Source organism: Streptomyces eurocidicus (assembly GCF_002891295.1).
In the GTDB taxonomy this organism is placed as follows: Bacteria; Actinomycetota; Actinomycetes; order Streptomycetales; family Streptomycetaceae; genus Streptomyces; species Streptomyces eurocidicus.
Genome location: NZ_LGUI01000002.1, coordinates 141,883 through 162,336, shown reverse-complemented (window position 1 = coordinate 162,336; position 20,454 = coordinate 141,883). Strand labels below are relative to the sequence as shown.

Annotated in this window: 20 protein-coding genes and 1 pseudogene; 12 read left to right on the top strand and 9 right to left on the bottom strand. The window is 69.8% G+C overall.

Features of this window, described 5'->3' with window-relative positions:
• Positions 1 to 35 precede the first annotated feature (35 nt).
• From AF335_RS35395 to AF335_RS05690, 6 genes are all read right to left on the bottom strand, one after another.
• Positions 36 to 1,421: a D-alanine--D-alanine ligase family protein gene (locus AF335_RS35395; protein WP_102917186.1), complete on the bottom strand. Its 1,386-nt coding sequence runs from the start codon at positions 1,419 to 1,421 to the stop codon at positions 36 to 38.
• Complete coding sequence (locus AF335_RS05710) at positions 1,418 to 2,689, bottom strand: MFS transporter (protein ID WP_102917185.1); 1,272 nt, start codon at positions 2,687 to 2,689, stop codon at positions 1,418 to 1,420. Before AF335_RS05710 ends, AF335_RS35395 begins: the two co-directional genes overlap by 4 nt.
• Positions 2,674 to 3,864, bottom strand: a complete 1,191-nt coding sequence (locus AF335_RS05705; protein ID WP_102917184.1) for an ATP-grasp domain-containing protein — start codon at positions 3,862 to 3,864, stop codon at positions 2,674 to 2,676. The genes AF335_RS05710 and AF335_RS05705 overlap by 16 nt, the downstream gene beginning before the upstream one ends.
• A 13-nt stretch (positions 3,865 to 3,877) precedes the next feature.
• Positions 3,878 to 4,891 (bottom strand): tRNA pseudouridine(13) synthase TruD, encoded by a 1,014-nt coding sequence (gene truD / locus AF335_RS05700; protein WP_102917183.1) that lies wholly within the window; start codon positions 4,889 to 4,891, stop codon positions 3,878 to 3,880.
• Positions 4,892 to 4,966: 75 nt separating this feature from the next.
• On the bottom strand, positions 4,967 to 6,547 hold the full coding sequence (locus AF335_RS05695) for a GMC family oxidoreductase (protein WP_102917182.1): 1,581 nt from the start codon (positions 6,545 to 6,547) through the stop codon (positions 4,967 to 4,969).
• Entirely contained in the window at positions 6,528 to 7,163 is a 636-nt protein-coding gene (locus AF335_RS05690; protein WP_244926928.1) for a P-loop NTPase family protein, read from the bottom strand. Before AF335_RS05690 ends, AF335_RS05695 begins: the two co-directional genes overlap by 20 nt.
• Positions 7,164 to 7,312: 149 nt before the next feature.
• On the opposite strand from AF335_RS05690, the gene AF335_RS05685 reads away from it, so the two are divergent.
• Positions 7,313 to 8,701, top strand: coding sequence for an aminotransferase family protein (locus AF335_RS05685; protein WP_102917181.1), 1,389 nt, complete (start codon positions 7,313 to 7,315; stop codon positions 8,699 to 8,701).
• On the opposite strand, the gene AF335_RS05680 is transcribed toward AF335_RS05685, so the two are convergent.
• Positions 8,637 to 9,299 (bottom strand): hypothetical protein, encoded by a 663-nt coding sequence (locus AF335_RS05680; protein ID WP_228773356.1) that lies wholly within the window; start codon positions 9,297 to 9,299, stop codon positions 8,637 to 8,639. The genes AF335_RS05685 and AF335_RS05680 overlap by 65 nt on opposite strands.
• Here AF335_RS05680 and AF335_RS34440 point away from each other — a divergent pair.
• From AF335_RS34440 to AF335_RS05660, 5 genes are all read left to right on the top strand, one after another.
• On the top strand, positions 9,291 to 9,635 hold the full coding sequence (locus AF335_RS34440) for a hypothetical protein (protein ID WP_170127588.1): 345 nt from the start codon (positions 9,291 to 9,293) through the stop codon (positions 9,633 to 9,635). The genes AF335_RS05680 and AF335_RS34440 overlap by 9 nt on opposite strands.
• Before the next feature lie 190 nt (positions 9,636 to 9,825).
• A complete protein-coding gene (locus AF335_RS05675) occupies positions 9,826 to 11,064 on the top strand; it encodes an acyl-CoA dehydrogenase family protein (RefSeq protein WP_102917180.1) in 1,239 nt (412 codons plus the stop codon).
• Positions 11,065 to 11,482: 418 nt separating this feature from the next.
• Entirely contained in the window at positions 11,483 to 11,833 is a 351-nt protein-coding gene (gene grxD / locus AF335_RS05670; RefSeq protein ID WP_102917179.1) for a Grx4 family monothiol glutaredoxin, read from the top strand.
• Between the two features lie 157 nt (positions 11,834 to 11,990).
• Positions 11,991 to 12,479, top strand: a complete 489-nt coding sequence (locus AF335_RS05665; RefSeq protein ID WP_102917178.1) for a MoaF-related domain-containing protein — start codon at positions 11,991 to 11,993, stop codon at positions 12,477 to 12,479.
• Between the two features lie 57 nt (positions 12,480 to 12,536).
• Positions 12,537 to 13,145, top strand: coding sequence for an NADPH-dependent F420 reductase (locus tag AF335_RS05660; protein ID WP_102917177.1), 609 nt, complete (start codon positions 12,537 to 12,539; stop codon positions 13,143 to 13,145).
• 63 nt (positions 13,146 to 13,208) lie between these two features.
• On the opposite strand, the gene AF335_RS05655 is transcribed toward AF335_RS05660, so the two are convergent.
• A complete protein-coding gene (locus tag AF335_RS05655; RefSeq protein WP_102917176.1) occupies positions 13,209 to 13,598 on the bottom strand; it encodes an MFS transporter in 390 nt (129 codons plus the stop codon).
• Between the two features lie 142 nt (positions 13,599 to 13,740).
• Between AF335_RS05655 and AF335_RS35390 the strand changes: the two genes are divergently transcribed.
• Positions 13,741 to 14,220 carry a hypothetical protein gene (locus AF335_RS35390; RefSeq protein WP_228773357.1) on the top strand — a complete coding sequence of 160 codons (480 nt, stop codon included), beginning with the start codon at positions 13,741 to 13,743 and terminating at the stop codon, positions 14,218 to 14,220.
• A gap of 174 nt (positions 14,221 to 14,394) precedes the next feature.
• On the opposite strand, the pseudogene AF335_RS36560 reads toward AF335_RS35390, so the two are convergent.
• Positions 14,395 to 14,502: pseudogene (locus AF335_RS36560) on the bottom strand (NUDIX domain-containing protein); the annotation flags it as partial.
• 220 nt (positions 14,503 to 14,722) lie between these two features.
• Between AF335_RS36560 and AF335_RS05645 the strand changes: the two are divergent.
• The 5 genes from AF335_RS05645 to AF335_RS05625 all read left to right on the top strand — a co-directional run bounded on the left by AF335_RS05645 (position 14,723) and on the right by AF335_RS05625 (position 20,360).
• Complete coding sequence (locus AF335_RS05645) at positions 14,723 to 14,926, top strand: cold-shock protein (RefSeq protein ID WP_102917175.1); 204 nt, start codon at positions 14,723 to 14,725, stop codon at positions 14,924 to 14,926.
• Between the two features lie 310 nt (positions 14,927 to 15,236).
• The gene (locus tag AF335_RS05640; RefSeq protein WP_244926927.1) at positions 15,237 to 16,208 is read left to right on the top strand and encodes a class I SAM-dependent methyltransferase; all 972 of its coding nucleotides are present in this window, start codon (positions 15,237 to 15,239) and stop codon (positions 16,206 to 16,208) included.
• 692 nt (positions 16,209 to 16,900) lie between these two features.
• The gene (locus AF335_RS05635; RefSeq protein ID WP_102917173.1) at positions 16,901 to 17,656 is read left to right on the top strand and encodes a DUF5131 family protein; all 756 of its coding nucleotides are present in this window, start codon (positions 16,901 to 16,903) and stop codon (positions 17,654 to 17,656) included.
• 86 nt (positions 17,657 to 17,742) lie between these two features.
• Positions 17,743 to 18,840, top strand: coding sequence for a three-Cys-motif partner protein TcmP (locus tag AF335_RS05630; protein ID WP_102917172.1), 1,098 nt, complete (start codon positions 17,743 to 17,745; stop codon positions 18,838 to 18,840).
• A 278-nt stretch (positions 18,841 to 19,118) separates the two neighbouring features.
• The gene (locus tag AF335_RS05625) at positions 19,119 to 20,360 is read left to right on the top strand and encodes a hypothetical protein (RefSeq protein ID WP_146045441.1); all 1,242 of its coding nucleotides are present in this window, start codon (positions 19,119 to 19,121) and stop codon (positions 20,358 to 20,360) included.
• Positions 20,361 to 20,454: the final 94 nt, after the last annotated feature.

The window sequence follows — 20,454 nt, the reverse complement described above, 5'->3', positions numbered from 1 at the left end:
TCGGGAAAGGTCTGTCGGCGGCGCGGGCCCCGGGCTCAGTCGGAGGCCGCCGCCAGCGGGAAGGCGCGCAGCCCCGGCTCGCCCAGCCGGGCCGCCAGGTCCGCGCAGGCCGGGCCCGCCCGGTGGTCCGGTGCCGGGGGCACCGCCTCGACGAGCGTCGGGCCCACCGTCAGTGAGGCCGAGGGCGCGGCGGCGACCAGCCGGCGTACGAGCCCTTCCAGGGCGGCGGCCGTGATCCCGCCGAGCCCGGGCAGGCCCTCCTGGACCGCGCGGTTGTACAGGTAGACCGGGAAGTCCGGGAGCGCGGCCCGCAGGCCGAGGCCGGAGGCGTGCCGGGGGTTGAGTTCGGTGGCGGTGAACCCGTCCGGCGTGAGCAGGCCGTCGACGCTGAAGATGCCCCGGTAGCCGGTGGTCCGGACGAGCTCCGTGCCCGCCCGCCGCGCCGCGCCGCGGATGTCGCGCTCCGCCACGTCGCCCGGTCGCCAGTGGGTGGACGAGCCGCAGAACAGCAGCCGGCCGGTCGCCGGATCGCCGAGGGTGACGATCTCGATGGGCGAGAACACGGCCACGCCGTCCGGCAGCGCCATGCCGAGCACGCTGCACGGCACGCCGTCGGCGAAGCGGGCGATCCGCACCCGGTCCGCCCGGCCCGCGAACTCTCGTACGGCGTGCGGGACTCCGGCCGGTTCGAGGACCCAGCGCAGGCCGGACGAGTCCCCGACGTGGCCGCGCGTCGAATCGGCGGCGACCACGACCCCGTCCGGCCCGGTCACGGCGTCGAGCCCGGCCGGGCCGGCCGGCGGCTCGTCCACGGTGACGACGACGTGCGGCGGCGAGGGCACCCCGGCCGCCGCCCACAGCGCGTCGATGGTGGTCTTGTCCTCGACGGCGGCCCACTCCGGCCGCCGCCAGCCGTGCACCGGGCGCCCGCAGAACGTGTCGATTCCCGTGCGCGGTGTGCCGAGCGCCAGCCACTCCCGCGCCGGGTCCAGGCCGTCGAGCCAGGTCCGTACGTCGTCCGAGGGATCCCGCAACCACGCCTCGAATTCGGGCCGGGTGAAGTCGAGTCCGGCGTCGGAGCAGTGCAGGCTCCGCTCGACCTCCGGAGCCCCGGCGGCCGGCCCGGTGCGGGCGATGACGGCGCCGACCCGGGCGCCGCACGCCCGCAGCTCGTCCACCAGCGAGGTGGCCCGGTGGTCGAAGTCGTCGAGCAGCAGCACCGCGCCGCGCCCGGACCAGAAGTCCCGCAGCACGCGGGTGACGGCCCCGGTGATCTCCTCGCCCCCTCCGGCACCCGCGCCGAGGACCGTCCTCCTCTCCGCCCCGGCAGCGGCGGCTGTCGCCCCGCCCGCCCGGGCACCCGTACCGGTGGCCGTTCCTCCGCCCGCTCCGGCCCGCGGGCCGTTCACCGACCGGCTCATCGTCGTCCTTTCCGGCCGACGGGGGTGCCGCTGCGCACGCCCGGGGCCTTTTCCGTGTGCGGCGCCCTGGCGAGCGCGGTGTAGACGGCGGCGGCCATGAGCAGGGCGCACGCCATGACGAGCCACGGTGTGCCGCCGGACACCGAGAACAGCAGCGTGTGCAGCCCGGGCCCGAGCGCCCCCGACAGCCCCCACGCGAGCTGGTAGAAGGCGCTGTACCGGCCGGAGTCCGCCGCCGACGCGAAGGACAGCACGAGGGTCATGGCCACCGCGCCGAAGACCGCCTCGCCGAGGCTGAAGAGCAGTACGAGGACGGCCACCGCGGCCGTGGCGCCCGCCGCGCTCAGCCGGCCGAGGACGACCAGCCCGGCGAGCGCCGCCGCGATCAGTACGGCCGCCAGCGCCATCAGCCGCATCGCCGGCCGCTCCCGCCCCAGCCGCAACGCCAGCGGCTGGAACGCGGGGATGGCCACGCACGAGAGCACGTAGGCCACCGGCGGCATCCACAGCGGCATGCCCAGTGAGCGCAGGTAGACCGGCAGGATCGAGTCGAAGGCGACGCTGGACAGCGTGATGGCGAGGGTCGCGCCGGTGAAGGCCAGGAACCGGCGGTCGGCGAAGACACGCCGGTACGAGGCCGGGGGCCCGGTCCCGGCCTCGCCGCGCCCGGCGGGGACGCCTCGCCCGGCGTACCGGAAGAGGATCCCGGCGACGGCGAAACTGGCGGCGTTGGCCAACGGGATGGAGTTCCAGAGCAGCCCCCCGCCGTGCTCTTCCAGCGAGGCGCCCAGCGCCACGGCCAGCGCGCCCACCCCGAGGCCGACGTTGCGCAGGCTGTTCAGCAGGGCGAACAGTCCTCGTTGCTCCTGGTCCGCCGAGGTGACGCTGTCGACCAGCCCACCGTGCGCGGCCCAGTAGAGGCGGTCGCCGAAGCTCACCGCGAAGGCGATCACGGCGACGGCGGCCGGGCCGTCGGCGGCCAGATAGCAGGGGAAGGCCACCGTCCGGATCGCGCAGCTGAGGGTCGCCGCCCGGAAGGGGCCCATCCGGTCGGTGAGCACCCCCACGGCCAGCCCGCCGACCGCCAGCGCGGCCAGCGAGCCCGTGCTGAGCGCGGCCCCGGCGGTGGTCAGGGCCATGCCCCGGCCGTAGGTGAAGTACAGCAGGGAGAACGTGATCCAGACGCCGCTGCCCAGCGCGTCGACGACCATCGCCGTCATAAACCCGCCGGTCCGCACCGCCGGTCGTCCGGTCACCGGGACTGCCATCGGATCTCCCCGGCCCACCAGTCGTCGACCTCGCGCAGCACGTCCTCCACCGCGCGGCCGCCGTCCACCCGGAAGACCAGCTCGGCGATGCGGTCGGTGCTGGAGCCGGGCCCCTCGTAGCGGGTTCCGCGCTCGCCGAACGGCGTGTAACGGACCGTTCCGGGGAGGGGGCAGGAGTCCGGCATCCGCTCCAGTGTCCCGGCGCGCGGCGGGAACCAGCCCCAGCCGTGGCGCGGCCGCTCGCTGTCGGCGGTGACGGAGGTGATCAGCCCCGCCTGGCCCCGGAGGTGCGCGGCGAAGAGGTTGATGCCCGTCGTGAGCTCGAACGCCTCGGCGATTCCGCACCCGCCGGGTCTGCAGGCGATCTCGCACAGCACGAGTTCGTCCAGCGGCGTCAGGAAGAACTCGGCGTGGAAAGCGGTCACTTCGGCCACCGGTGGCAGCGCGGCCACCGTGGCCTCCGCCGCACCGATCAGCCTTTTCGCGAGTCCGTCGTCCGGTGAGAGCATGCCGCTGATGCTGGGCACGGCGCGCGTCGCGGTGTCCAGATTGGATTCCAGATAACGCGACGGCAGGGCGTGCAGCAGTGCGCCGCCGGCCATCAGCCCGTCCACATGGCAGACGATTCCGTCGACGAACCGCTCCACCAGCAGGGTCCGGCCGGCCGGGGGAGAGAATTCCGCCAGGGCCCGCCGGTCGGTCAGTACGGTCACCCCGACCGACCCCGCGCCGTCGGCCGGTTTCACCACGACGGGCAGACCGTGCCGCCCGGCGAAGGACGAGATCTCGTCCTTGTCGCGGACCAGGGCCATCGGTGCCACGGGAATGCCCTGCCGCGAGGCGAGCAGTTTCATCCGGTATTTGTCCCGGTAGGCCAGGGCGGCGGCGGTCGACTGCCCGGGGATCCCGTGCCGTTCCCGCGCCCGCGCCGCCCGGACCACGTCGATCTCCGCCGTGGTGAGCACCCGATCGACATCGTGTTCGGCGCACATCGCGTCGACAAGACGGTCCACCTCGCCCGACTCGTAGTCGTCCACGACCTCGACCCGGCGGAACCGCTCGTAAGCCGACGCGGGCGCGGCCGATTTCGCGGTCACGACGACCACGGATTCGCCGGACAGCCAGTCCGGTACCTCGGCGAGAATGGGCCTTCGATTGAGCAACAGCAACGCCATGTGCGACCTTTCCTCAGCGCTGGGCGATCAGCTGCCGCAGCGCAGTGGTGGCGTAGCAGCCGGCGGGCAGCTGGAAACTCACTTCGACGGCCTGACGGCCGGGGAACACGTCGTCCGCGCCGTGGTCGCCGACGGTCACCAGGGTCTGCACCACCGTCGGCCGCATGACCGGGTGCTCGACGGGCCCGTCCTCGTACGAATAACGGGTGTACGGCAGTTCGTGCCGGTCCGCGAGCAGGGCGGCGACACCGGGGCCCGTGGCCGGGAACCGGTACGGCAGACCGTCCACGGAAACGTCCTGGGCGTCCTCGGAGCGGATCAACTCGACTATTCGCGCGTTCCAGGCGAACGAGGAGTGCGCGGCCAGGTAGAAGGCCACCGTGCGGGGGTCGAGCTTGCGGAAGAATTCCTCGTCCGGGCCGGTCCAGCAGGCGGCCGGCCCGCTTTCCGGAGCACCGAGCCCGGCCAGTTCCGCCCGGGCCCGCGCCCATTCCCCGGCCAGCACCGCGGCTCCGACGAGATGGGTGCGCTTGGGGCCGCCGGGCACGCCGAAGCGCTGGGTGTCGTAGTAATTGACGAACAGGAGATTCGTCCGGCGCCGGGTGACGAGCTTTTCGGCGGTGCGGCCGTCGAGATTGCGGAGCACGATCCGGAAGCCGTTGCCGTTCAGTTTGCCGACGGCGAGGGGCTCGCGTCCGTAGCCGTAATGGCTCAACCGCAACAGCCGCTCGGAACCGGCCGGTTCCGTGAAGGCCGGAAGCCCGGCACCGGGCAGGGCGGTCAGCGGTACGGACAACAGTTGCTCCGTCACCCCGTCCTCGTCCTTGAGCCCGGCATAGCCGACGTCCCGGCTGGACACCCCGAGCCGGTCCGCGAGCAGCCGGATCGCTTCCATCGTGGTGTATCCGCGCTTGTGCAGCAGGACGTAACGCTGATCGGCCACGGTCTCGTCGGTCAGCGCGACGACGAGATTCTCGCGTACGCGGAAGTCCTCGGGTCGGTGTTTGAGTACGAGCGTTTCGGCCATCCGTGCCTCCAGAATTCAGCCGGTGCGGCGTTTCGAGGGCGAGCGGCGGAGCCGCTTTCCGGGCGGGTCGGGGGCTCAGCCCCAGGAAGCGACCCGCTCCCCGATCATGATCGAGGCGAGATTCGTGTTCACCCGCAGCGGCACGGGAATCACGGACGCGTCGGCCACCCGAAGCCCCTCCACCCCCCGCACCCGGCACCACTCGTCCACCACGGCCCCCACGTCGCCCTCGGTCCCCATCCGCGCCGACCCCATCGGGTGATGCGCCGTCCGCGCGGCCCGCCGTACGAAGGCGCCCAGCGCCGCCTCCGACCGCATCGTCTCCCCGTCCATGTCGATGATCTCCTTGGTCAGGGAGGTGAACTCGGGCTGGTGCAGCAGCTCCCAGCAGAGGCGGACGCCCTCCCGCTGCCGCCGCAGGTCCTCCGCGTCCCGGCCGTAGTCGATGGCGATCCGCGGCGGTACGGCCGGGTCGCGCGACACCGCCGCGACCGTGCCCCGGCCGGCCGGCGCCATCAGGTTCGAGGTCATCATGAAGGCCCGGCCGCCGGGCACCTGGTCCGCCAGGTGCGGGGCGTAGACGTCGAGTTCCACGTGGTTGAGCACGTACAGCTGCATGTCGTCGGCCATGTCCGAGCCGGGCGCCGTGTACCGCAGGACGACCTGGGCGCACGGGTCGCGCGGATCGCACAGGCCCGGCCGGGGGACGACGCCGATCGCGACCTGGGAGTGGTCGGAGAGCGCCGCGCCGACCCCGGGCAGGTCCGCGACCACGTCCACGCCGAGCGACCCCAGCAGCGCGGCCGGGCCGACCCCGGAGCGGTGCAGGATCGCGGAGGTCCCGTACGCGCCGGCGCACAGGGTGACCCGGGCGCCGCGCACCTCGACGGCGCGCCCGCCCGTACGGACCGCGACACCGCTCGCCCTGGTCCCCTCGAACAGCACCCGGTCCACCAGGGCCCCCGCGAGGACCGTCAGATTCGGCCGGGTACGCGCCGGGTCCAGATAGGCGACCGCCGTGGAGACCCGCAGGCCACCGTCGGCCAGGTTCAGCGGCAGCGGCCCCACCCCGGTCGCGTCCGGCGCGTTGTGGTCGGCCGTGAACGGGTGGCCCGCCCTCGTGGCCGTTTCCACCAACGCCGCCGACAGGGGCGTCCACTCGGCCCGGGACGGCCGCCGCACCGGCAGCGGGCCGTCCGGGCCGTGCCGCGGACCGCCGAAGTCCGCGTCCGCTTCGAGGCGGTTGAAGTACGGCAGCACGTCCGTCCACGACCAGCCGGGCACCCCCGTCGCCGCCCAGCGGCCGAAGTCGCCCGGAGCCGGGCGCAGCGCGAGGCAGGTGTTGATCGCCGAGCAGCCGCCGACGACCTTGCCGCGCGGAAGCGGAAGCTCCGCACCGTCGTCGCGGACACCGACGAGCGACCAGTCGTGCGCCACCATCGAGGGGGTGCGCCCGTTGCGCAGGTCCTCCGGCAGCCGGGACCGGTCCGGGTAGTCGGGCCCGGCCTCGATCAGCAGGACCCGCCGTGCGGGGTCCGCCGAGAGCCGGGCGGCGAGCACGGCGCCCGCCGATCCCGCGCCGACCACGATGTCGTCGAAGACGCCGCCGCCGAGGACCGCGTCGAGGTCCGTCTCGTCATCGGGCTCGCGATGCACCGGCACTCCTCCCTTGGGTCTCTTGGGTCTCTTGGGTCTCTTGGGCACGCCTGATCAGCCAGTCCGACAGGTCGGCGGGCCGGGTGAACCGCAGCATGTCGAGCGGCGCCCCGGGAGCCGCCCCGGCGCGGGCCAGTGCCCGCAGTTCGCGCCGCGTCTCGTGCCGGGTGGACCAGCCGTAGCGCAGGATGTTCTCGGGGTCGGTGAACACCGAGCGCAGCGGCGCCTCCCGGTTACCGCTCCACAGCACCTCGCGGTGCAGTGAGCGCAGCAACGTCCGCAGCACCAGGCTCGTCATCGTGACGGTCGTCGGGTAGTCGAGCCATACGAGCAGCTCCGCGCGGCTCGCGAGCAGGCCGTTGACCTCGGGGTAGTGCCACTCGGTCACCCAGCGCGCGCCCTCGGCGGCCTGTGCGACGCGGTCGGCGAACTCCGCGCGTACCGACCAGTCCGGCCCGTAGTACAGCCCGTCCAGCTCGATCCTCGGCAGCCCGTACAGCGCGGCCAGTTTCCCGGCGACGGTCGTCTTCCCCGCGCCGCTGCCGCCCGCGACCAGGACGCGGTCCGGTAGGCGGGACAGGGGTTTCGCGGGATCGATGACGCGCAGGGACACCACGGGTTCAGCTCCTCCGGGCCCTCTTGGCCCTCCTGGACTTCCTGAGCTTCCTGAACTTCTCGGTCCGACGGTTCCGGCCGGTCCGGCCGACCGGTCCCGGGGTTCGGCCCGGGGTTCGGCCCGGGGTTCCAGGACCGGGCACCTCCACCATGATCACCGAAAGCGGAGTGCGCAACACCCTCACATTTGTACGGGTGTGCACCGCCCTCGACGCGGACATGATCGTCGACATGCTGCACACCAACGTCGGCGAGGCGGTCGATGAGGCATCGGCCCGCCAGCGCGACCACCGATACGTATGGCACCCGTGGTCCCCGGTGAAGGAGACCGCCGGGGACGGCCCGATCCTGGTATCCGGCGAGGGCTACCGCGTCCGGGACGCGGCCGGCCGGGAGTACCTCGACGCGATGGCCTCGGCGATGAACTCCAGCTGCGGGTACGCCCATCCGGCCCTGATCGCCGCCGCCGAGCGGCAGTTGTCCCTGCTCCCCCACTTCGACCTGAGCGTGGGCACGCACCTGCCGGTCGGGCAGGTGGCCGAGCGGATCTCCGGGCTGCTGCCGGAGGGTCTCGGGAGGACGCTGTTCGTCAACAGCGGTTCCGAGGCCACCGAAGCCGCCGTCCGGATCGCGCACGGCTATTGGCGCAACCTCGGCCGGCCGCGGGACCGGATCGTCACCTTCGCCGCCGGCTACCACGGCACGACGCTCGTCGCCCAGCATCTTTCCGGTCTGCCCACCAATGTGACCCACACCGTGGATCCCTTCCCGGTGACACGGGTGGAACTCCCGGTCCCCGCACGGGAGCTGCGCGCACCGGAGTCACTGCCCCCGCTCGTGGAGGCATTCAAGCGGGCCGTGCTCGACGGTGCGCCCCCCGCGGCGGTGTTCGTGGAGGCGTTCCTCAACGTCGGCGGTGGCGTGGTGCTGCCCCCCGGATTCCTGCGGGCGCTGCGGGAGCTGTGCGACCGGACCGGCACCCTGCTGGTCCTGGACGAGGTCTTCTGCGGGTTCGGCCGGACGGGCCGCATGTTCGGCTTCGACCACGAGGGGATCACGCCCGATCTGGTCACCATGAGCAAGGGCCTGAGCGGCGGATACGTCCCCTTCGCCGCGCTCAGCACCACCGAGGCCGTCTACCGCTCCTTCGCCGCCGACCCGCTGATCGGCGGGCTGCGCTACGGGCACACGACCGGCGGGCACGCGGTCGCCTGCGCGGTGGCGCTGGCCGTGCTCGATGTCCTCGAGGAGCAGAAGCTGGTCCCCGCGGCCGCGGCGCGCGGCGAGGAACTGCTCGCCGGGCTGCTGCCGCTCGCGGAGCACCCCGAGGTCGCCGACGTCCGGGGGCTGGGTCTGGTGGCCACGGTCGAGTGCCGGCGTCCCGAGTTCGCCGCCGGACTGGTCGCGCGGGCACGGGAGCGGGGAGCGCTGCTGCGCAGGCAGGGCTGTTCGGTGATGGCGATTCCGCCGCTGGTCATCGACCGGGCCGGCGTGGCGGAACTGGTCCGCACGACGGGAAGGGCTCTTGAGGACCAGTGACCCGGCCTTGAGGACCGCTGACCCGGCCGGGGTCCGCCCGCCGGGCGTCCGGGCCCGCCGGCCGGGTGTCGGCCCCGGCCCGCCGGGCAGCGCTCCCGCACCGCGCCGGGAGCAGCGTCAGATGCTGCTCCCCGACGAGCCCGGAGCGCAGGGCCATCGCCACGATCGCCTCGCGCTTCCAATAGGAGCGTTTGCCGTCGGCGACTCCGGCCCATTCGTTGACCTGAAGCTTCTCCGTGGCCAGGTAGTTGATGTGGTGGTTGACCGCCGCGCGGCTCATGGCGGGCGCACAGGCGGTCTCCTGGAGCCGGGAGATGACGTCGGCAATGGTGGGAACGGCGCCCGGGGGATATCCACGGAGCTGCGGTTCGCACAGTGCCACGAGTACGCGGAAGTAGACCGAACGTTCGTCGAGCAGGGGCCAGTTGGTCGTGGCTCCGGAGGCCGAGGCCGTCGCGAGATAGCGGGGCTCGGGACCGAACACATTGACGATGCCGATCCGCCGCGCCACGGGCAGGACCAGTCGGGCAAGCTCGAAGGGAACGGGGAAGTCCCGGCGGCGAGCGGCGACCTTGACGAACTCACCACCGTGTTCCATGTTCTCTATGAAGTAGGTGTCCTCGGCATGCAGGTTGGTGAGGCACCAGTGACCTGCGTGTCCGGTGACAATGGCGGCGGCGGGCCGGGGGTGACCGGCGGGAAGGACGGCCAAGGAATCGGTTTCGCGGTCGTACCCGATAAAGGCCGTCTCCCCTTCCCCGATTTCACGTTGCTCATGCATGACGGGGCGACCCGGTTCATCTTCGGTGTACCAGCCTGCGAACTGAAGAATGTGTTTTCCCATAGCGAAGCGATCCTTAGTCCGAATATTGTCGCAATATCGCTGCCGAGAGTCGGAATCCATGGCCTAATCGGCGCCACGACCTTCGAGTGAAAGCCCGATGCCAAGCCCTGCCAATGAATCCACATTAACTGGGGGGCCGGGACGAGGCAAGGGATCACCCCTCGGCGCAGGGTGATCCAACTGGGCCGAATTCAAGTCGACTTGGCAGATCGATGGCCACACCAACGGCTTCATCTGCTCTACCCGCCTCTGCTCGCTCCCGCTCACCGAGGACACGCCCATGCCGATTTCCCTGTCACTGAACTCCGAGTTGCGGCCGGCCACCACAAGTGGTGAGCAGGCGGTGTCGGCGATCGCCAAACTCCATGACTTCCTGGCCGAGCAGGCGCAGGCCACCGATCAGGAGGGCCGCTTCGCCCGGGAGAGCGTCGACTCCCTTGCCGAGGCAGGGGTGTTCGCGGCCACCGTCCCCGCGGATCTGGGCGGGTTCGGCGTCGAGCGCCTGCACGACCTGACGGTCATCACGGCGCGCATCGCCCGGGCCGACGCCTCCGTCGCCGTCGCCTACTACATGCACATCGCGCTCGCCTGGTACTTCGCCCGCGTCGTGCGCTTCGGCGCCGACAACGAGCCCGGCTACCTGCCGCGACGAGAATGGCTGGAGGCCATCGGCGACCGGCGGATGCTGCTGTGCTCGGCCGTCGCCGAACGCGGCGCCGACTACTGGAACCTCGCCACCACCGCGACCGCCTCCTACAACGGCTGGGTCGTCAACGGGCGCAAGATCCTCGCCTCGCTCTCCCCCGCCGCCACGCACTTCTACTGCCGCCTGAAGGCGGAACGCGGCGAAGGCCACCACCTCGCCAGCGCGATGATCCCCGCCGACACCCCGGGCGTCCACGTCGAGGACGACTGGCAGGGGCTCGGCCTGCGCGGTTCGGGCTCCGGCAGCGTGGTCTTCAGCGAATGCGTGGTCCCCGACGGGTCCCTGCTGGTCCGCGGCCCCTGGGGCAAGCGCGACCCGAGCATGCTGGAGGGACGCGCGGTGAGCGGCATGGGCCTCAACGGCGTCTACCTGGGCCTGGCGGAGGCCGCTCGCGACCACGCCCTCCGTACTCTCACCAAGCCCGCGGCGAACGGCCGCCCCCGCACGGTCTCCTCCGCCGGCACGAAGACGGCGATCGCCGAGATGGAGATCGCCCTGACGGCCGCCCGCGGCACCCTCAGCACGGCCCTCCAGGACTTCGACGCCTACCTCCTCCTCAACAAGCCGCAGGTGCTCACCGACGACATGGCCCGCGGCATGATGAAGGAGTGCCAGAGCGTCAGCCTGGTCGTCGAACGCGCCGCCACCGCGGTCATCGACCACGCCATGCGCCTCACCGGCGGCTCCAGCTACCAGGCCCGCCACCCGCTCGCCCGCGCCTACCGGGACGTACGCGCCGCGGCCTTCATGCCCCCGTACTCCCCGCCCGAGGAAGCGATCGACTTCATCGCCGACACCACCCTGACCGAGTGATCCCCACCCCTGGACTTCCGCGGCCCTGCCACCGCGGACACCTCTAGGCGACCGCCGTCCCGATATCCAACAGGAATCCGGTCCAGACCAAGAGGTGATGCGGTGAGGCGAACGCTTCACCGCGGCAATTGCGGCCCGGCCCACTCGTGGGCCGGGCCGCAGATAGCGCCGACGGGACGACCCGGCGCCCCTCCCGATCCAGGGCCAAGACAACCCGACATCTTCACTGGATTTCCAGGCGCTGTCCGGCGAGTCGCGGGTACCTCGTCGGGCCCCGGGCGGTGCTCTCTGCCCGTACGACGAGTTCAAGCCGTCGTATGTGGGCGCCATCGCCCCGTGCGCGACCGGCTCTTGACGATGCGTTATGTGGCTGCTTCGCTTCCCCTGTAACGCCGAATCGATCTTGTTGAGGTGAGTCTTGAGCACTGTCGAAACCATCAAGCGGCAGATACAGGCGAATCCCGTACTGCTGTACATGGAGGGGACGCCCAAGCTTCCGACCCAGGGCTCCTCTGCGCACATGGCGCAGATGTTGAAAGCCTGCGGGGAGCGTTTCGCCTACGTTGACATCCTGCAACACCCGGACATCCGAGCCGAGCTGCCGGGCTACAGCGGCTGGCCCACCTTCCCGCAGCTGTGGGTGGAAGGCGAGCTGATCGGCGGCACGGACGTCGTCAACGAGATGCACCGGAGTGGGGAACTGCAACCACTGCTGGACGAGGCAGCGCGGAACCATCCCGGCCTTCCCCGAAGCCCTGTGGCTGCCTGATCGCGCACCCGGCCGAGCGCACCGTCATTTTCTGACATGCAAAGACCATCTCGTGCTCATGGTGGAGTCGCCGACCGCGTGAGGCTGTGCTGGAATGCGGAGGCAGCCGGGACCCGGTGACGGCTGTCTCGTGGCCAGTGGGGGCGAAGGAGCCTCTATGGAGTTTTCCCGGTTCATGCGCGCGGCGGCGCCTCTGGCCTTGGCCTTGTGCTGCATCAGTGCTCCGTCGGTCGAGGCGGAGCCGTCCCCCACGTCGCGTGGCGGCCCGGAGTGCACCGCCCGGGAGCGGGGATACGAGGACGCGACGGTTCCTGCCGTCGGTCAGACGTGGACCCTGGACTTCGGCGTCAACAGCCCTGTCGGTCCTGGTCCGTTCGTCGCCACGATCGCCTTCACTTCGGCGAGCCAGGCGACGATCAAGGTGATCCAGGGGCCGGCAATGTACCAGGGCCTGACCCAGGACATCACCTACACCAGCACGCGGTTGCGTTCCTGCCAGTACGTCCTCACCTGGCACGAGCCCAAGACCGGTCTGTTCGTCACCCAGGTGGAGGACTACTCCGAGCACCGGGCGTACGACACCGTCGTCGACCCCGCGAAGGGCACGATGATCCACTTCACCGGCACGCTCTTCCGCGCCCGGTGAATCCCGGACGGCCCCGGCCGGGAGGCAACATCCGGGAGCGTGTGCGACGGTGAAATCATGAGAGTAGGAATCATCGGTTCCGGCCGTATCGGCACCGCTCTGGCCCGGCACTTCGCCCGGGCCGGGCACCATGTGATGCTGGCGAACTCCCGTGGCCCGCAGACCCTCGCCCCGCTCGTCGGGGAACTCGGCGAGCGGGCATCGGCCGAAACGGCGCAGGAGGCGGCCGACTTCGGCGACGTCGTCGTCCTGGCCGTCCGGTGGGACCAGAAGGAGAACGCGGCGGCCTCGGTCTCCTCCTGGGACGGGCGCGTCGTCCTCGACCCGCTCAACCCTCTGCAGGAGACGGCGGGCGGCATCGAGGTGGCCGACACCGGCGGCCGCCCCTCCAGCGAGATCGTGTCCTCGCTGGTAACGGGCGCTCGCCTGGTGAAGGGCTTCAACACCTACCTGGCCCAGGTCCTCGCCGAGGATCCCGCCGTGAACGGCGGGCGCCGCGTCGTCCTGCTCGCCGGCGACGACCACGAGGCCAAACGGAAAGTGGCCGAGCTGGCCGACAGCTCCGGTTTCCAGGCTGTCGACACCGGAACACTCGCCGGGGGCGGCCCCCTGTTCGAAACGGGTGGCCCACTGAGCGGACCGCGCACCGCGCTGACCGCGCTCTGACCCTCCGGGCCGCAGCATCGAGGTCCTCCGGTGACTCGTCACCGGAGGACCTCGATGCTGGGGTCAGTGTTCGTGCGGGTGGGTGGGGCGGGGCAGGAGGAAAGAGGCCAGGAAGGCCAGGGCGAGCAGGCCGGCTCCGGCTCCGAGGGTGATCTGCATGGTGTGGGCGTAGCCGGGCGGGGTCGTGCCCTGGTCGGCGAGGGCGGAGTAGAACACGGTGCCGAGGGCGGCGGAGCCGAGGGCGCTGCCGAGTTGCTGGGCGGCGGTGAGGGTGCCGGAGGCCGAGCCGGTCTCGTGGGGTTCGACGGCGGAGAGGACCGTGTCGAAGAACGGGCCTATGACCAGGCCGATGCCGAGGCCGGCGACGATCAGTGCCGGTGCGGTTTGCCGGATGGTCACCTCCGTACCGGCCAGGTGCAGGGTGAGGGCGAAGGCGCCGAGGCCCAGTGCCATCACGGCCGTGCCGGCCTGGATGACCTTGCGGCCCAGCCTCTCAGGTCGACAACTCCCCCTTCTACAAGGTCCAGCGCAAGCGTCACTTCAACCTCGTCCGCCACGTCGACTACGGGGCAGCGGCGGCGGTTCGGTCTCCGAGGTGGTCACGCAGGGGGTCTCCCGGGAGTCCAGTGAAGAGTTCTCCGAAACCACCGGGGTCACCGTCGGGGTCTCCGTGGGAGTGGAGGCGTCGGCCAAGCCCTTCGGCATGGGTGCCAGCACCACGGTGGAGACGTCGGTGAGCGCATCCATCGAGCTGGGCTACACCCGCCGCTACGGAGTGAGCACTTTCGAGAGCAGGGACGTGGGCGTGGAGTACAACGTGCCCGCAGACCACGCCGGCGCCCTGTGGTCCGAGCACCACGAGCTGGTCCCCATCCGCAGGGACAACACCCTGGTCACGAACGCCGATCTGGGCCTGCACAGCGGAAACTACGTGGGCCGCACCCATCCGCCCACCCCGGGCAACGTCGTCAAGGTCACCCCCAGGTTCTCCGCCGAGGAGATCAAGGAGGCCCAGGACCGCGGAGTGGGCCTCGATGCGCTGACCGAAGCCACGACCATTGAGGTTCCGCAGTAGCCCCGTTTCCAGCCGGTGTCCCGCTGTTGTTCCGGAGGTCGTGCCAGGCGCGCCGGGCGGCCTCCAGAGACTCACCCGGTTCCGGCACCGCGGCGCCGGACGTGCGGCCGTGGGCGAGGTAGAGGTGTGCCCGCTCAGCGCACGCGGACCGTGTGCGGTGAGGACGGTGCCGAGGGAGCGCGGCCACGTTGCGGACAGTCCGGTTTCTTCCGCGAGTTCGCGTTGTGCCGCGCCCTGTGGGCTCTCGCCGTCCTCGATCGCTCCTTCAGGGAAGTCCTGCAGGCACCCGGCCCTTGTGGCTGGCTAGGGCATGTCCGGTGGGTCGTGTGAGCTGTGTGTGGCAGGTCAATGCAGTTGCTTTATCCGGTACCTGCAGCGCACGAAAGGACTGGTTCAAGCGGGCATGAGGGCAGAGGGTTCCGGTTCCACACCCTGACTGGCATGATCATTTGCGCTGCGAGCCGTCCGGCCTCGCAGCGCGCTGACACCCTTGGGAGGGGACATGGCCACCGGCACTGTGAAGTGGTTCAACGACGCGAAGGGGTTCGGTTTCATCACCCCGGAAGGCGGCGGTGACGATCTCTTCGCCCACTTCAGCGAGATACGCGTGGAGGGCTTCAAGGTCCTGCAGGAGAACCAGAAGGTGGAATTCGAGGTCAAGACAGGCCCCAAGGGCCTGCAGGCCGCCAACATCAGGCCCCTGTAGCTCACCGACGCGGCCGCTGCCCCTCCTCGGGTGACTAGGAGGGGCAGGGCCGGACGTGGATGATCAGCGAGTCCCTCAAGCCGGGCATCCCGCCCGTCAGGCCGGTTGGAACGCAGTGCCCGACCGCGCCGCCCTTGACAGCTGACGCACTGCGGAAACGACAATCTGGTCCCGCTCAGGTGACAACACTGTCATGGCCGTCACCCGTCCACCGTGCCCGGCGTTGTCACGCTCGGGCGGCTCTCACGGGCGGTAGGCCGCGAAGGACCGCCCCCGGCGTGAGGTGTGCGCTTTCGAGGAGGTTGGCACAGTGGCAGACAGTGCTCAGCGGACCAGTTCCGCCATGCGTCCCGTGGTGCGGGAGACGTATGGTCCGGCTGATCTGAGCGGGGACGCGATCTTCGCTGGGGGATTCATCAACTTCGGTTACTGGCACGGCATCGATCTGGGCGGCCCGCTCGGTGAGGCGGACCGGATCCGCAGTCAGGAGGACCTCTACCGGTACGTCCTGAACGCCGTCGGCCCGCTGGGGGATACGAAGGCCCTGGAAGTGGGCTGCGGGCTGGGGATGGGGGGTGCGCTGGCCCTGCGTGAGCATGAACCGGCCGCCGTCACCGGGATGGACATTCATCCACAGCAACTGCAGCGGGCGCACAGCGCGCACGCCGGCTTGCTGCGGCAGGAGCCAGGGCGGCTGCGATTCGTACAGGGAGCCGCGGAACGGATGCCGTTCGCGGACGGTGACTTCGACGCGGTCGTCAGCGTGGAGGCCGCGCAGCACTTCCCGGATCTCGCCGCTTTCGCGGCCGAGACGGCGCGGGTGCTGCGGCCGGGCGGCCGGGCAGCCGTGGCCAGCTTCTTCACCGCGGACGATGCGCCGGGCCGACCCGCGGAACTGGCAGGGCTGCTGGAGACGTATGCGAACGGCCTGGACATCGCGCGGCCGGTCACCGCGCTCACCGGTGCCTTCACGGCGGCCGGGCTCACGCAGGTGCGCGCCGAGTCGATCGGACGGCACGTCTGGCCCGGATGGGACCTCTGGCTGAGTCGGCAGTGGGCCGCGGGGACCTGGCCCCGGAACTTCCTGCGGGCCTACGAGCAGCGGATCCTCGACTACTACCTGATCGTGGCCCGCCGACCGACGACACCGGCCGGGAAGGATCCCGAGGCAGCACCGGCATCAGCACCTACCGGCCTCCACAGCCCGGTCCCCGCCATGCAGGAGCCGGCACCTGCCACGCAGGACTCCGGTGGACACGTCGTCCGTCAGTCGCGGGGCTGACATACCCGCCTCTCAGGCGCCCCGGCGCCTTCCCGGCCCCTCGCGGCCCCCTCCAGGCATTGCGAGAACCACACAAACGCCCGGAATGCCCCAAGGGTCCGGCCCCCGGCAAAACAGGGCCTGATCAGGGGTTTCTTCGAAACGCCGACCCCCAGAAGGTCCCCGGCCACCTGACCGCCCGCCAATTTGACGGCGTTTCAGAAAAACAGAAAACACCCTCTGACCTGGGATTTCTCCCAGGTCAGAGGGTGTTTCGCACCGTCGGGACGGCGGGATTTGAACCCACGACCCCTTGACCCCCAGTCTAGTTGACACCCTATTAAATATAGACATCTCGCCCTAAACTGCCATGCCTTAATGCGAAGAAAAAGGGGCGACGTCCGGTGGCGCGCGCATCGTGTGGTCCCAAACTGGTCCCGGCAGCGAGTCAAGCGCACATCGCACAGACCCCCATGAAGCAAGGCAGGGAGTCGAGGCACCGGCGCCAGAGAAGGGGCATCCTCAGTTGATGAGCCGCGCCTGGCGGCTGCCATTGGCGCCTGGACCGAGCTCCAGATGATTGACAACCTCCAGCCGCAGTGAACAAATATTCGACAGCGAAGATGGAGTGATCGCGTGCCCGTTCGGGTGACATTTCGTTAGGCACGCCGGCGGCCCGCTATCCATCCCGGGCCCGGGAGGGGAGGCCGACCATGAGCGACCGCAGCGCCATCGAGTGGACCGAGGCGACCTGGAACCCCACCACGGGGTGCGACCGCGTATCGGCCGGGTGCGACAACTGCTACGCGCTGAGTCTGGCCAAACGTCTCAAGGCCATGGGAGCAGCGAAGTACCAGGAGGACGGCGATCCTCGCACATCAGGTCCAGGCTTCGGTCTGACCACGCACCGCGGCTCCCTGGACGTCCCGAGGCGCTGGAGGAGACCTCGCATGGTCTTCGTGAACTCCATGAGTGATCTGTTCCACGCACGAGTTCCGCTGCCGTTCGTCCGTGATGTCTTCGCGGTCATGGCTGAGACACCTCGTCATACGTACCAGGTGCTTACCAAGCGGTCAGTGCGCCTGCGTCGTGTCGCCGACCGGCTTGAGTGGCCCCAGAACCTTTGGATGGGAGTCTCGGTCGAGAACGCCAAGGAGCTCAGTCGGGTCGACGACCTGCGGACAGTCCCCGCAGCGGTTCGTTTTCTGTCCCTGGAACCCTTGCTCGGTCCGCTGACCGGGCTTGAGCTAGACGGGATCGGGTGGGTCATCGTCGGCGGTGAGTCCGGAGCCTGCCACCGGCCGATGGACCAGGACTGGGTCGTCGAAATCCGCGACGCCTGCCGCGCCTCCGGCGTGCCGTTCTTCTTCAAGCAGTGGGGCGGTCGCAGCCCTAAGACAGGTGGACGGGACCTGCAGGGGCGCACCTGGGACCAGTTGCCTGCGCGCGGACGTCTCGCCGCCTCTTGAACGAGTCGGGTGCAGCACTCTAGTGGCCGCGTGGAGACTGTGTGATCCTCTCCCCAGGCATATTCGTTGCACCGCATGGGGGACACATGGCGGCGAAAGAACCTACCTGGGACCGGGATCCACACACTGCGGCCAAGCACCATGTGCTCCGCCACTACCTGCAGGCATGGGCACCGATCCTGCTTTCCCGCAATGACATCGTCACGTACGCCGAGGGCTTCGCCGGCCCTGGCATCTACAAGGGTGGCGAAGCCGGATCCCCGGTGATCGCCCACCACATCCTGGCCGGATGGCTGCGCCAGCGCCCAGGTAAAACGGTGAAGATGGTCCTCATCGAGGAAGACTCCCGCCGCGTAGCTGAGCTGCAGCGCCGCCTTACTCACGCACGCGACACCAGCCCCGGTCCACAACTCACCCGGCTAGAGACCCTCATCGCCCAGGGCAGCTGCCACCCCGACCTCCTGCACCAGTTGGCTCAGGCAGGCAGTCTTCAGCACCCCATGTTCGTCCTCCTCGATGGCTTCGGCGGCCCCGACGTCCCGTTCACGCTGATCCAGCAGATAGCCCGCCATCGCAGCAGCGAAGTAATGATCACGTTCCAGCCCCAGTTCCTCATCCGCTTCGCCACTAAGGACGACCGCCATCGTGCAGCCGGCGACGCGTTCTTCGGGAACACCGACTGGCAAGGCGTGTTCAGCCAGCCCAGCCATGGCAAGGCCTCCTACCTGCGTGACCAGTACCGCCGGACCCTCAAGCGAGCCGGCTTCGACCACAGCCTTTCCTTCGAGCTGATCGACGAGAAGGGCAACCTGCTCTACCTCATCTTCGGCACCCGCCATGAGAAGGGCGTCGAGAAGATGAAGGACGCCATGTGGAAGGTCGACACCGCGACCGGTGTCCGCTACCGCGACCCGAAAGACCCCCGACAGCAGGTCCTCGACCTCACCTTCGCTCCGGATACCGGACCGTTGCGGCGCATTCTCCTCGAATACCTCAAGGCCTCCCCCACCGGCCGCCTCGTCGAGGACCTACAGCGCTTCACCCTCCTGGAGACCGTCTACAAGCGCGGCCAGGTCATCGATTTGCTCGCCAGCATGCGCCGCGAGAACCAGATCACCACAACACCAGGCAGAATCACGCGGAGCACGCAGATCACAGCCACCCACGAGGATGCGCTGTTCTGACTAGCCTCCAGCAGCCCTCCAAGCACTCGGTCTGCACTGGGAAGAAGCCAGCCTCGAAGAACACGTCCTCTATGTACGGTGGCCGCTCTCCGCCGTCGATGGCGATGAGGAGGCACCGCTTCCATGACGGCCGGAACAACTCAATGGGCCGGAGAACCGTCCAGGCAGCGGAATCGGCCCCTTCGTTTCCACTCCGAGGTCCCCAGCTGACCGGCCTGGCGCACTTGTCGCCCGGACGCAGAACCGAGTCTGTCAGTGGCGGTCGGTAGCCTGCGACCATGCCATCGACGACCTCTGCTCTGCGCTCAGTCCGCCTCGGACAGCTCCTTGATGCCGACGTCCCGCTCGGCCCTCTCGGAGACATCCACCTCACGTGCCATACCCCGTCTTCCGGCAAAGGCAAGCTGCACGGCGACCCAGGATGCTCCATGCTCCGCTCGTCTCATGCCACGCAGTTGATGCAGGTTGCTCTCAGAGAAGCCGTGCACAAGTGGTGCAGCAATTGCCGATGGCCGATTCCTGCCGACAGTCCACTCCTCGCCTTCGTCAGCGCCGTAGCGGCGGTGACAGACCTGAAGTCGGCGAGCGAGCCGTCCCCGGATACAGATTTCGATGAGACGGAGGAGCTGGACGCCGCTTCGGCCCTGGCGACCGGAGAGTACCCCCAGCAGGAGTGCCGGGCGACGGATGACGACACCGACGAGTGCGACCAAGAGGCATGGGACCGATTCGAACAGGCGCGGCTGATCCGTGAGCGCCATCACGACCACTGGCGGTACCTTCACGGCTACATGCTCGAGAGCGGCGAAGCCGTCGCCGCCTTCCCTTGGCTGCACCCGTGGGCCGCGCCCCTTCAAGAGGCGCTGGCCGCAGCCATCGAACGTGAACGGAGTGCTCTGGCAGACTTGCTGCGGCCATCAGCTCTCCTCGAGACCGCAGTCGTACCCTTCCTGTCCGAGCCGGAGCTGACCCCAAGGCCAGGGTTCGCGGGGCTGGGAGCGGACGCAGAACGCATCCTACGAAGGACCTGGTCCAGCTGGCAGGACAAGGCGGCCCGGTCATGGACCGCGCTGGAGGACGACGACTTTGCGGCTTCCTCTGTGCTGTACGACGCATTCGGCAGGCGCCGGAAAGGCCGGGACGAGGCCTTCGCCGCACTCGATGCTTTGGTGGCCGACTGGATCGTGCTCGCACGGAAAATGGTTGCGGAACACAGCAACGCCCCACGCCAACTGGTCGCGATCAAGATCCCCGCCGTCGAGCAGGACGCAACTTACGGCCACCGGCGTGATCCACTCTCCCCCTGGGAAGCTGGACTCATCGCCACATATCAAGTCGCTGCCATCTGGCCTGCCGGCGCTGCCGCCCTCCTTCTCCCCCACCTCATTGCCGAACGCCTACTGATGAGCACCCCCGGCTCGATGTCAGTGACACGACTGGACCTGGAGGAATCAGGGCTCCCGGTCAACGAGCTCCTCAGCCACTGGGTCACCGCAGATGACGCCCACAAAGAGCTGTAACAGCCGAGGGATAGCCGGACCGGATGTCCGAGCGGCCGGGTCTCGGCGTCCAGCTGACCGATACGGTTTCTTGACATGAGGGGTTGAAATGAGC

Coding starts and splice junctions, on each gene's coding strand:
- AF335_RS35395 (WP_102917186.1), bottom strand. CDS start 1,421: ATGAGCCGGTCGGTGAACGGCCCGCGGGCCGGAGCGGGCGGAGGAACG.
- AF335_RS05710 (WP_102917185.1), bottom strand. CDS start 2,689: ATGGCAGTCCCGGTGACCGGACGACCGGCGGTGCGGACCGGCGGGTTT.
- AF335_RS05705 (WP_102917184.1), bottom strand. CDS start 3,864: ATGGCGTTGCTGTTGCTCAATCGAAGGCCCATTCTCGCCGAGGTACCG.
- truD (WP_102917183.1), bottom strand. CDS start 4,891: ATGGCCGAAACGCTCGTACTCAAACACCGACCCGAGGACTTCCGCGTA.
- AF335_RS05685 (WP_102917181.1), top strand. CDS start 7,313: ATGATCACCGAAAGCGGAGTGCGCAACACCCTCACATTTGTACGGGTG.
- AF335_RS05680 (WP_228773356.1), bottom strand. CDS start 9,299: ATGGAACACGGTGGTGAGTTCGTCAAGGTCGCCGCTCGCCGCCGGGAC.
- AF335_RS05675 (WP_102917180.1), top strand. CDS start 9,826: ATGCCGATTTCCCTGTCACTGAACTCCGAGTTGCGGCCGGCCACCACA.
- AF335_RS05665 (WP_102917178.1), top strand. CDS start 11,991: ATGGAGTTTTCCCGGTTCATGCGCGCGGCGGCGCCTCTGGCCTTGGCC.
- AF335_RS05660 (WP_102917177.1), top strand. CDS start 12,537: ATGAGAGTAGGAATCATCGGTTCCGGCCGTATCGGCACCGCTCTGGCC.
- AF335_RS05655 (WP_102917176.1), bottom strand. CDS start 13,598: ATGGCACTGGGCCTCGGCGCCTTCGCCCTCACCCTGCACCTGGCCGGT.
- AF335_RS05645 (WP_102917175.1), top strand. CDS start 14,723: ATGGCCACCGGCACTGTGAAGTGGTTCAACGACGCGAAGGGGTTCGGT.
- AF335_RS05635 (WP_102917173.1), top strand. CDS start 16,901: ATGAGCGACCGCAGCGCCATCGAGTGGACCGAGGCGACCTGGAACCCC.
- AF335_RS05630 (WP_102917172.1), top strand. CDS start 17,743: ATGGCGGCGAAAGAACCTACCTGGGACCGGGATCCACACACTGCGGCC.
- AF335_RS05625 (WP_146045441.1), top strand. CDS start 19,119: ATGCCATCGACGACCTCTGCTCTGCGCTCAGTCCGCCTCGGACAGCTC.